This window comes from Rhodoferax sp. UBA5149 (assembly GCF_002413825.1).
Lineage (GTDB): Bacteria > Pseudomonadota > Gammaproteobacteria > Burkholderiales > Burkholderiaceae_C > Rhodoferax.
Genome location: NZ_DHXT01000221.1, coordinates 2,327 through 11,276 on the forward strand (window position 1 = coordinate 2,327; position 8,950 = coordinate 11,276).

Here is an 8,950-nt window from a genome sequence, read left to right on the forward strand (position 1 = left end):
GGCCCGCTGCACATGGGCACCGACATTGGGGGTTCGCTGCGATTGCCAGCAGGCTGGTGCGGCATTTTCAGCCTGAAACCCAGCCTGGGCCGCATCCCGATTGATCCGCCGTACACCGGTCGTGCGGCCGGTCCCATGACGCGAACTGTTGCCGACTCGGCACTGATGATGCAGGTGCTGACACTGCCCGATGCGCGCGACAGCATGAGCCTGCCCTACCAAGCGATCGCCTGGGATCAGTTTGACCGAGGCGTGGGCATGCTGCGCGGGCTTAAGGTCGGGCTGCTGATGGATGCCGGCTGCGGACTGCCGGTCGAGCCCGAGGTACGCGCCGCCCTCGAGCGCGCCGCCCATATTTTCGAGCGCGCCGGCGCCATCGTCGAGCCCATGGCGCCCTTCATGACGCAAGCCATGCTCGACGGCATGGACCATGCCTGGCGCATGCGCTCGCACATTGACTTGTCTGCTCTGCCGGCCGACAAAAAAGCCAGCGTGCTGCCTTACATCCAGCAATGGGCTGACAGTGCGGCGGGCATGAGCGGGCCGCAGGTGTTCACGGCCTTCAGCCAGTTTCACGCCACGCGCGTAGCCACGGTGCGGGCCTGCCAGCCTTTTGACTTTGTGATCTCGCCCACGTCACCCATGCCGGCCTTTGCGGCCGAGCTGCCTTCGCCCACCAACGACCCGCTGCACCCGCTGGAGCACATCGGCTTCACCGTGCCCTACAACATGTCGGAGCAACCGGCTGCCTCCATCAACTGCGGCTACACCCGTAGCGGCTTGCCGATTGGCCTGCAGATTGCCGGCCGTCGCTTCGATGATCTGGGGGTGTTGCAGGTGTCGCGTGCCTTTGAGTTGCTGCGTGACCCGCAACGAGCCTGGCCGACGCCCCCCGCCGCCTGAAGGGTGTTCACACCAGGACCAACCGACGATGTGAGTGCGTCGGTCCTGCCGCTATTCTCAGTCCTCAGCTTCGACTTCGACTTCGACTTCGGCGTCCGTTTCGGCAGCCGCCTTGACAATCATCACCGGCACACCCGCCGCATGCAGAACTTCGTTGGACACCGAGCCCAGCAAAGCACTGCGCAGGGTGCTCATGCCGCTGGCCCCCATGACCACCACATCGCAGTCGAAGCGTTCCAGAATGTCGATGATGGTGTGCGCCGGGTCCCCCGAGGCCACTTCGCACTCATAGGCAATATTGGCTTCTTTCAGCAGGGTCTCCGCCGCTTCCAGCGTGTGGGCACCGGCGGCGGCACTGACCTGCTCAATCACTTGCGGATCGTGCGCCACCACCAACTCGTACAAAGTGGCGGCCTCTTGGACATTCGCCAGAACAACGCTGGTCTCAAGACCCGCCTGCGCCATGCGTATGGCAAAGCGAACCGCCTCCAACGAGACAGCAGAACCGTCCACGGGCAATAGTATTTTCATTTTTTCCTCCGGCTTGAATGTGGGGTTGAACGTTTCGAGCCTAGGGCATCCCCGGGGGCAGGCGCTTGAGATGGGTCAATATACATCCGTCCTGGACGGTGCGGCATTGACGCATCGTGCTGGCCACACTACGGCAGTGCCAGACTCTTCACTTTTTCCATCAAGCGCTCGTTCACCAGGGGAGAGACAAATTTGTCCACCTCCCCTCCGAGCAAGGCAATTTCGCGCACAAAGGTGCTGGAGATGAACTGGTACTTGTCACTGGGCGTGAGAAAAACCGTTTCAACGTTGGGCATCAGGCTGCGGTTCATGCCCGCGAGTTGAAACTCGTAGTCAAAGTCCGTCACGGCGCGTAAGCCACGCACCATCGCCTTGGCGCCGCGCGCCACCACAAAATCACGCAACAGGCCGGCAAAGCTTTCCACCTCCACCTGCGGGTAAGCCTTGACCGCCTCACGCGCCATCTCAATGCGATCTTCCAGTGAAAATAGGGCCTTTTTATGATGCCCGGCAGCGACGGCCACGATGACGCGGTCAAACAACTGCGTCGCTCTTCGCACCACATCTTCGTGGCCAAGCGTCATCGGGTCAAAAGTACCGGGGTAAACGGCAATCACTTTGTGGGCCATATTGCATCTGTGGTTCGGTTGAGGGGGAAGCTGGGGTGCTTTTCTTCTTTCGGGGCTCGCCTGCGCCGCATTATGCAGTGCACCGGGGCCGTCTAGCCGAGCCGCTTGAGCAAATGGGCGTGAACGGCACCAGCCTTCAGATACCGGTGCACTTTCAGTCCGGCATTCTCCAGCTGCGCATCGGTCCACAGGATCGGCGCCTCCAGGTAGACAAAGCCCTCCGGCGCCACGGCGCGGCCCGCGGCCTGCAGCGCCGCCTCAAACAGCACGGAATCAAAGGGTGGATCCAGAAAAATGGCATCCATGCTGGCCGGGTCAAGGTGCTTGAGCGCAGCGACACCGTCGCCGCGCACGATTTGCGTCGCGCTGGCCTGCAGCTGGGTCTGGATGCGCTTGAGCTGCACCACCAGGGCGCTATCCTGCTCGACCAGCGTCACCTCTTTGGCGCCGCGCGAAGCGGCTTCAAAGCCCAGTGCACCGGTACCGGCAAAAGCGTCGATGCAACGCCAGCCGGTCAGGTCCTGGCCCAGCCAGTTGAACAGGGTTTCGCGCACGCGGTCGGGGGTGGGGCGCAGGCCGGGTTTGTCGGCCACTGCCAGCTTGCTGCGTTTCCACTGGCCGCCAATGATGCGCACTTCATGGGTCAGCGGGGTGGTGAGGCGCACGGGACGCGGTGGCCGCTCGGAAGGGTCGATGGCTTTGGGTTTTTTTTGTTTCATCAAGGAAGCTTAACGCAAGCGATGCAGGTCGCGGGGTGGCATCAGGCCTGGACGAACGTCGTCACCCGCCTTCTCGTGCGCTCGCGCAGCGAGCATTCGCGCAAGGTGTCGGCCAGCGCCTCCAGATTCGGGATGCCCAGAATCATCACGGTCGGAAAACTGGTGTCCGACGAGCGAAGGTGGAGCGCGCATTGGCCGACAAGCCGCATGCCCAGCGGCTTGTGCAGGTCGAAGTGATCAATCCGAAACAACTCGACACTTTCCTTCGCTTTGGAGAAGATGCCCCGTTCCACTCGGACGCGCTGCGTTGTGATCTCGTAGCGGGTTGCAATGCTTCGAATCCAGTAGAAGAGATAGGCGACGCCGAGCGTGAAGATCACGACCACCCATTGCCTGACGGTGTAGACGATCGCTGGATGGCCCGTGAACAAGGTCTTCTCGGTCTGCGCCTCTTTCGCGGCCGAGAAAGCGGCCAGATCGGTGTTGCAGAACCGGCACTTGATGGCCGCCGCCTTGATGATTTCGCCACATACCGGACAGGCTTTCGTTTCATCAACCATCTGCGCTGCACCTCTTCCTGGTTTCCAACCCTCGCATCGTAACCGTGATCATGACCGCGCACCGTGAACGCCACCTGTTGGCGGCCAAGCTCGCGTTTCATTTGCGTGTCCCTCGCGCAAGGTCTATGCTCGCGTCACGTTCCATTGGAACCCGTCCACAAACAGGAGTGCACCATGTACAAACGAATCTTGCTGGCCTACGACGGTTCGGAGACCGGGCAAAAGGCTTTGCTCGACTGCCAGGATCTGGCGCAGTGGTCTCAATCGGAGCTGACCCTGGTGGCGGTGATGCCGCTGCACATGGACGTGATGGGCATGGGGGTCGGTGTCTACGATCCTCAGGTGGCGGAGCGGGAAAAGCAGGCGCTGCAAGGCGTGCTCGACGACGGTATGCACCGCCTCGCGGCCGCAGGCCACGCCGCCACGGGCGAGGTACTGGTCGGCGAGACCGTGGACGAAATCACCAAATATGCGCGCAAGATCTCGGCCGACCTGATCGTGGTCGGCCATCGGCACCTCGATAGCTGGGCCGCCCGCTGGTGGCGCGGCTCGATTTCCAAGACCCTGATCGAGCATTCCCCCTGCAGCGTGCTGGTGACCATCACGCGCTAACAGGCACCTGCCCTGCGCGGGCCGATGGGCGAGGTGGCGAGTCGTCAGGACGGGTTGCCCAGCACCACCGTCACCATTTTGTCGGGCTGCAGCTTGCGCGCAAACGCGGCCCTGATGTCCGCCGCACTCACCTTTTTCACCTGCTGCGTCCAAGTCGCCAGGTAGTCCAGCGGCAGCTTGTTCCAGGCCATGCTGGCGACGTTGTCGAGCAGCTTGCGATTGCTGTCAATGCGCAGGGCAAAGCCGCCTATCAGATGGTCCTTGGCAGCCTGCAGCTCGGTCTCGGTCGGGCCGTTGGCGACAAACTTGGCCAGCACGTCGCGCGACACCTGGACCGCCTGGCTGGTCTGGTCGGGTCGGGTTTGCAGGCCCAGGGTGAACGCCCCGGCGTGCAGACCGGGCGCGAAGTAGCTGTACACGCTGTAACTCAAACCGCGCTTTTCGCGCACTTCAGTCGTCAGACGCGACACAAAACCGCCGCCGCCCAAAATGTAGTTGCCGACCGTGAGGGCAAAGTAGTCCGGGTCATCGCGCTTGAAGCCGGGCTGGCCGATCAGCACATGGGTCTGCGCCGAATCGAACGCGATGCGTTTTTCCAGCGCCTGGCCCAGCGGCGCCACCTCCGCCACGGCGGGCAGTGCCGGACAAGCACTTGGCGCCGTGGCATTGCCGGCGACCGAGGCGGCAGGGGACAGGCGCGAAAACAACTGGGTCACCAAGCTATCGGCCTGCGCCCGGTTGACGGCGCCGACGATCGTCACCTTGGCCCGGCACGGCAAAATCAGCGCGCGGTACATCGCCTTCATGTCGGCCACGCTGATGCGCGCCAAGGTGGCTTCGGTCATCTCGAAACCGTAGGGGTGTTGACCGTAAACCGCTGCGCTGAAGGCACGCGCCGCCAAGGTGGCCGGGCGTGTGTTGGCTTCCCTGATGGCGGCGTTCAGGGTTTCCCGCTCGCGCTGCCAGATGGCGGGCGGGAACGCGGGCTCGCCCAGTTGGCGCGCCGCCAGTTGCGTGGCTTTGCTCAAGAGATCCGGGTAGGTGAGCGAACGCAGCGAAAAACTCATGCGGTCGCCGCTGGCGTCGGCGCCAAACGAGGCGCCCAGATCGGCCCAGGCTTCACTCAAGGCGTTCTCATCCAGCGCGGGCTCGGCGTCACTTGCCAGCACGCCTTTGGATGTCATGCCGGCGGTGACGCTGGCCAGCCCGGCCTGGTCGGCCGCGTCGCGACGGCTGCCGGCGTCAAAGTCAATCTCCACGTCCAGCATCGGGATGGCCTGGCTTTGCACCAGATAGACCTGAACCCCAGAGGCTTGCGTCCACTGCTCGATGGGAATGCCCGCCCATGCACCGTTTGAATAAAATAGGCCTGCAGCCCCCGTCAACAGTACGTAGATAGCTATCTTTTTAATAGTATTCATGATTTGATCCTGCTCAGTGCCGGGCGCCCACCGGGGGCGTGCGCGGCTTGCGGGTCTTGTCCAGTGGTTGCGGCAGCAGCACGGCCACGGTGAGCTGATCGTCACCAAAGTACTTGGCCGCCACGGCCTTGACCTGGTCGGCCGTGACGGCGCGCAGACGCGCAATCAGTTGTTCGTCCGCATCCAGCGGCAAACCCTGCACCCAGTTGCTGCCCAGCTCGCGCGCCTGGTTGAACACCGAATCGAGCTTGTAGACCTCGCTGGCCACCCATTGGGTCTTGACGCGGGTGAGTTCGGCCTCGGTCACCCCCTCACGGGCGATGCGGGCGACCTGCTCACGCAGGGCCAGCTCCACCTGCGCGGCGGTCTTGCCTTGGGCGGGCACACCGTCCAGCGTGAACAGCTGAGGTCCGCGACCCCACAAACCGTTGGACGCCCCGGCGCTGTCCGCCACCCGATGCTCGCCCTGCGTCAGCGCGCGGTCCAGCCGCGCACCGCTGTAGCCATCCAGCACGGCCGCCAGCACGGTCAGCGCCAGGGCGTCCGAGTCGCCTTCCCGCGTGCTCTCTTGTAGGCCCGCAGACGGACCGCTCAGCGACCGCAAGCCCGGCACCTTGAACGCCAGCGACACATAGGCCTGCTCGGCGGCGGCCTTGAAGTCCATGCGCCGGATGCCGACCTGCACCGGTTCCTCGCGCGGCTTGCGCACCGGCACGGCCCGCGCCGGCAGCACGCCGTAGTACTTTTCAGCCAGGCGGCGCACCTGCGCCACGTCCACATCACCGGCCACCACCACCGCGGCATTGGCCGGCACGTACCAGCGCCGGTAAAAATCGCGCACGTCACCCGGCGTCATGGCTTGCAGGTCACTCATCCAGCCGACCACCGGACGCCGATACGGCGACGCCACAAAAACAGTCGCGTTGATCGCCTCATGCATCAGGGCGTGCGGGTTGTCTTCGGTGCGCAGGCGGCGCTCCTCCTTGACCACTTCCAGCTCTTTGGCGAACTCTTCATCGGCCCATTGGTTGTGGGCGAAGCGGTCGGCCTCCAGCTTCATCACATCCTCCAGCCGACTGGCGGGAATCTGCTGGTAGAAGCCGGTGTAGTCCTTGGTGGTGAAGGCGTTCTCACGCCCACCCAGAGCGGCCACCCGACGCGAAAACTCGCCCGGCTTCACCGTCGGCGTGCCTTTGAACATCATGTGCTCGAGCACATGCGCCACGCCTGTGGTGCCATCCACTTCGTCCAGCGAGCCGACCCGGACCCACAGCATGTGCACCGCCGTGGGCGCGCGCCGATCGGGCTTGACGATGACCGTCAAACCGTTGGTCAAGGTGAATTGTTCTACCTGGGGTGGGGTTTGCGTGTGGCCTGTAACACCTGACAGCAGGCACGCAAGGAAGAAAAAAAGCGATGACGGGCGGGATAAAAAGAGGGGCATGGGTCGTTTCATAGAATGATGTGATTCTAAGAAGCCGTTAAATGTTCAGTTTTTTCAAAAAGAAACCTCCGCCCGCCCCCCCTGCCAGTGCCGCGACGCCTGCCGCAGCCGTTACGCCAGCGGCGCCGCCCGCCCCTGCCCTGGCGGGCAGCGGCGGCTCGCTGATTGGCCGTGCGCTGGTCACGCCGATTGACATCCCGCTGCCCAGCGCCGTGCCGCCTGAGCGACAGAAATGGCTGGACAAACTCAAAGCCGGCCTGGGCAAAACCGCCTCCAGCATTTCGGCGGTGTTTGGCGGCGCACAAATTGACGACGCCCTGTACGAAGAGCTGGAAAGCGCCTTGCTGATGGCCGACGCCGGCGTGGCCGCCACCGAGTACCTGCTGCAGGAGTTGCGTCGCAAGGTGCGCGACAGCGGCGTGACCCACCCGGTGGCGCTGAAAAACATCCTGGTGGCCACCCTCACCGACTTGCTCCAGCCGCTGGAAAAATCCCTGGTCATCGGCCAACACCACCCCACCGTCATCATGGTGGCCGGCGTTAATGGCGCCGGCAAGACCACCACCATCGGCAAGCTCACGCGCCATCTGTCAGACCGAGGCGCCTCGGTCTTGCTGGCGGCCGCCGACACTTTTCGTGCGGCGGCGCGTGAACAGCTCAGTGTCTGGGCCGAGCGCACCACGGTGGAGATCATCAGCCAGGAGGGCGGCGACCCGGCGGCGGTCAGTTTTGATGCCGTCAGCGCTGGCAAGGCGCGCGGCAAGGACGTGGTGCTGGTCGACACGGCGGGCCGCCTGCCGACGCAGCTGCATCTGATGGAAGAGCTGAAAAAGATCAAACGCGTGGTGCAAAAGGCCGATGCCACGGCGCCGCACGAGATCCTGCTGGTGATTGACGGCAACACCGGGCAAAACGCCGTCACCCAGGTGAAAGCGTTTGACGACGCCTTGCAACTCACCGGCCTGATCATCACCAAGCTGGACGGCACGGCCAAGGGCGGCGTATTGGCCGCTATTGCGCGGGAGCGGCCGGTGCCGGTGTACTTCATCGGTGTCGGCGAAAAACTGGAAGACATTGAAACCTTCAACGCCCGCGAGTTTGCGCAGGCGCTGCTGTCTTAAGTCCCCGGCGGTCCCGAGGCCCAGGCGCGCACGGCGGACATTGCCCAGTGGCGCGACCCCCGCGTGCTGGCCATGGACAAACTGCCCTCTCTAGGGGTAGATACTACCGGCGAATGGGGAGCCACAAGGTACACTGCGCGCATGCCGGAACTCGTTGACAACCTTGCCGATCTGACCGCCCTGCGGGACCGAGATGCGCTCGATGTCGCCCTGGTCACCGCCATCAATGACGTGCTGCAACCTCGAACGGCCGCCATCTGCCGCGTCGTCGGGGAGGCGGGCAATGAACGTTGGCGGATCTGTGCGCAGTTGAATGCCGGCGCGACGGCGCCCACCAGCGACTCGGCGTGGTCCAAACTGGACTCACTGCCCCTGTTGTCCGCGTATCCCCTGCGCCAGCAGGCGATCTCGTCACGCCAGGTACAGGAGTCGACCAGCGGCCCCAGCATCACGACATTTCCTCTGGGCAGCAATCCGGGTGCCATCGGGGTCCTGGAGATCGGTACGGATGCGCCTCTTTCTCCCGATAACCGGCGTCTGGTGAGTGGCGTCCTTCGTCTCTACCTCAACTTTGCCAACCTGCTGGACTATGGCGAGCGCGATGCGCTCACCGAACTGCTCAATCGCAAGACTTTTGACGGCGCTTTCCTGAAGGCCACCATTGAGCAACAACTAGCGACCCACACCGGTCAGGAAGAGCGTCGCGATATGACCTCGACCGGCAGCTACTGGCTGGCCATGATCGACATAGACCACTTCAAACGTGTCAATGACAACTACGGCCACCTCATCGGCGACGAAGTCCTGCTGCTGCTGGCGCGCCTGATGCGCGCCCACTTTCGCTTTCACGACCAGCTCTATCGCTTCGGCGGCGAAGAGTTTGTCGTGCTCATGCGTTGTGACGGCGAAGCCGAAGCCGGTGGCGTGCTGGAGCGGCTGCGCACCACCACCGAAAAACACCCGTTTCCCCAGGTCGGCACGATCACCATCAGCATCGGTTTTTCTGAAAT

10 protein-coding genes are annotated in these 8,950 nt (G+C 63.5%); 4 read left to right on the forward strand and 6 right to left on the reverse strand.

The genetic code is table 11. From position 1 onward, the window contains the following. Positions 1-903: amidase (locus tag B3V69_RS19710; RefSeq protein WP_296449205.1), on the forward strand; the 903-nt coding region annotated here is incomplete at its 5' end. 57 nt (positions 904-960) lie between these two features. Here the strand turns inward: B3V69_RS19710 and B3V69_RS19715 are convergent. The 4 genes from B3V69_RS19715 to B3V69_RS19730 all read right to left on the reverse strand — a co-directional run bounded on the left by B3V69_RS19715 (position 961) and on the right by B3V69_RS19730 (position 3,342). Beyond that, entirely contained in the window at positions 961-1,434 is a 474-nt protein-coding gene (locus B3V69_RS19715) for a universal stress protein (RefSeq protein WP_296449208.1), read from the reverse strand. Between the two features lie 128 nt (positions 1,435-1,562). Then, positions 1,563-2,063 (reverse strand): pantetheine-phosphate adenylyltransferase, encoded by a 501-nt coding sequence (gene coaD / locus B3V69_RS19720; RefSeq protein WP_296449214.1) that lies wholly within the window; start codon positions 2,061-2,063, stop codon positions 1,563-1,565. Between the two features lie 92 nt (positions 2,064-2,155). Beyond that, positions 2,156-2,782: a 16S rRNA (guanine(966)-N(2))-methyltransferase RsmD gene (gene rsmD / locus B3V69_RS19725; RefSeq protein ID WP_296449216.1), complete on the reverse strand. Its 627-nt coding sequence runs from the start codon at positions 2,780-2,782 to the stop codon at positions 2,156-2,158. A gap of 41 nt (positions 2,783-2,823) precedes the next feature. After that, complete coding sequence (locus B3V69_RS19730; RefSeq protein ID WP_296449219.1) at positions 2,824-3,342, reverse strand: PH domain-containing protein; 519 nt, start codon at positions 3,340-3,342, stop codon at positions 2,824-2,826. A 174-nt stretch (positions 3,343-3,516) separates the two neighbouring features. Here B3V69_RS19730 and B3V69_RS19735 point away from each other — a divergent pair, with 174 nt between their 5' ends. Further along, the gene (locus B3V69_RS19735; RefSeq protein WP_296449222.1) at positions 3,517-3,954 is read left to right on the forward strand and encodes a universal stress protein; all 438 of its coding nucleotides are present in this window, start codon (positions 3,517-3,519) and stop codon (positions 3,952-3,954) included. A gap of 44 nt (positions 3,955-3,998) precedes the next feature. Here the strand turns inward: B3V69_RS19735 and B3V69_RS19740 are convergent, their stop codons facing one another. Both B3V69_RS19740 and B3V69_RS19745 read right to left on the reverse strand, forming a co-directional pair. Next, positions 3,999-5,375 carry a M16 family metallopeptidase gene (locus B3V69_RS19740; protein ID WP_296449225.1) on the reverse strand — a complete coding sequence of 459 codons (1,377 nt, stop codon included), beginning with the start codon at positions 5,373-5,375 and terminating at the stop codon, positions 3,999-4,001. A gap of 13 nt (positions 5,376-5,388) precedes the next feature. Next, complete coding sequence (locus B3V69_RS19745; RefSeq protein ID WP_296449228.1) at positions 5,389-6,819, reverse strand: M16 family metallopeptidase; 1,431 nt, start codon at positions 6,817-6,819, stop codon at positions 5,389-5,391. A gap of 41 nt (positions 6,820-6,860) precedes the next feature. Here B3V69_RS19745 and ftsY point away from each other — a divergent pair, with 41 nt between their 5' ends. Both ftsY and B3V69_RS19755 read left to right on the forward strand, forming a co-directional pair. After that, positions 6,861-7,940, forward strand: coding sequence for a signal recognition particle-docking protein FtsY (gene ftsY, locus B3V69_RS19750; protein WP_296449231.1), 1,080 nt, complete (start codon positions 6,861-6,863; stop codon positions 7,938-7,940). A 141-nt stretch (positions 7,941-8,081) separates the two neighbouring features. Then, the coding region (locus B3V69_RS19755; protein ID WP_296449233.1) for a GGDEF domain-containing protein at positions 8,082-8,950 on the forward strand (869 nt) is incomplete at its 3' end.

What these genes read in the sequence shown, in the direction of transcription:
- B3V69_RS19740 (WP_296449225.1), bottom strand. Translation starts at nt 5,375, where the DNA reads ATGAATACTATTAAAAAGATAGCTATCTACGTACTGTTGACGGGGGCT.
- B3V69_RS19735 (WP_296449222.1), top strand. Translation starts at nt 3,517, where the DNA reads ATGTACAAACGAATCTTGCTGGCCTACGACGGTTCGGAGACCGGGCAA.
- B3V69_RS19715 (WP_296449208.1), bottom strand. Translation starts at nt 1,434, where the DNA reads ATGAAAATACTATTGCCCGTGGACGGTTCTGCTGTCTCGTTGGAGGCG.
- rsmD (WP_296449216.1), bottom strand. Translation starts at nt 2,782, where the DNA reads ATGAAACAAAAAAAACCCAAAGCCATCGACCCTTCCGAGCGGCCACCG.
- B3V69_RS19745 (WP_296449228.1), bottom strand. Translation starts at nt 6,819, where the DNA reads ATGCCCCTCTTTTTATCCCGCCCGTCATCGCTTTTTTTCTTCCTTGCG.
- B3V69_RS19730 (WP_296449219.1), bottom strand. Translation starts at nt 3,342, where the DNA reads ATGGTTGATGAAACGAAAGCCTGTCCGGTATGTGGCGAAATCATCAAG.
- ftsY (WP_296449231.1), top strand. Translation starts at nt 6,861, where the DNA reads ATGTTCAGTTTTTTCAAAAAGAAACCTCCGCCCGCCCCCCCTGCCAGT.
- coaD (WP_296449214.1), bottom strand. Translation starts at nt 2,063, where the DNA reads ATGGCCCACAAAGTGATTGCCGTTTACCCCGGTACTTTTGACCCGATG.